This is a genomic window from Sphingomonas sp. CFBP 8760, from assembly GCF_014841615.1.
Classification (GTDB): domain Bacteria; phylum Pseudomonadota; class Alphaproteobacteria; order Sphingomonadales; family Sphingomonadaceae; genus Sphingomonas.
In genome coordinates, this window is record NZ_JACYUG010000056.1 from 1 (window position 1) to 1,053 (window position 1,053).

General features: G+C 66.5%; 1 protein-coding gene. It reads left to right on the forward strand.

Annotation, left to right across the window (positions count from 1 at the left end; genetic code table 11):
• The first annotated feature begins 91 nt into the window (after positions 1-91).
• Positions 92-1,038, forward strand: a protein-coding gene (locus tag IFT82_RS20315) for an IS630 family transposase (RefSeq protein WP_192129942.1) whose coding sequence is annotated in 2 segments (ribosomal slippage) — positions 92-431 and positions 431-1,038 — 948 coding nt in all. Because the reading frame shifts where the segments join, the coding sequence is not laid out codon by codon here.
• Positions 1,039-1,053 lie beyond the last annotated feature (15 nt).

Below are 1,053 nucleotides of genomic sequence, written 5' to 3' on the forward strand. Positions count from 1 at the left end.
TAGAGCGTTTTCCGGCCGACCTGAGTCGAAGGGGATTCACACGGGCGTGCTGATCTGATTCACGGTGCTGGCTGGATGGAGGCCGGCATGGATGGGTAAGCCGTTGTCGATGGATTTGCGATCGCGGGCGTTGGCTGCGGTTGACGAGGGGATGAGTTGCAGGGCTGCGGCGGTGCGGTTCGGTGTGGCGGCCGCGACGGTGATCCGGTGGCACGACCGGCGCCGCAGCACGGGCGCGTACGCCGCCAAGCCGCAGGGCGGTGACACGCGGTCGCGGCGGATCGAGGCGCATCGGGACACGGTTCTGGCTCTGCACGCAGACCGCCGCGACATCACCTTGGACGAGCTGCGTCGCGAGTTGGGCCATGCGGGTGTGACGGTGGCGATCTCGACGCTGCACCGCTTCTTCGCGCGCCACGGGATCACGCGTAAAAAAAGACCGGGCATGCGGACGAGCAGGATCGCGCCGACGTCCTGAGTGCGCGCGAGGACTGGTTCGATGGCCAGCTCGACCTCGATCCTACGCGGCTGGTGTTCATCGACGAGACCTGGACGGCAACCAACATGACGCGCAGTCACGGCCGCTGCCCCCGGGGCGAGCGGCTGCGGATGGGCTATCCACACGGCCATCGCAAAACGACCACGCTGGTCGCTGGCTTGCGCATGACGGGCATGGTCGCGCCGATGGTGCTCGACGGGCCGATCAACGGCGACTGGTTCGAGGCCTATGTCCGACAGGTCCTCGTGCCCGACCTCAGGCGCGGCGACGTGGTGATCATGGACAACCTGTCCAGCCACAAGCGTGCCAGCGTCCGCGAGGCTATCGAGGCCGTCGGCGCCCGCCTGCTGTTCCTCCCGCCATACAGCCCCGACTTCAACCCGATCGAGAAGGCGTTCGCCCGCCTCAAGGCCATGCTCCGCAAGGCTGGCGAGCGGACCGTCTCCGGGCTCTGGTCCCTCATCGGCAATCTGGTCGATCTGTTCCAGCCGCAGGAATGCGCCAACTACTTCAGCTCCTGCGGCTATGATCCGGACTGAATGGAATCCGCTCTA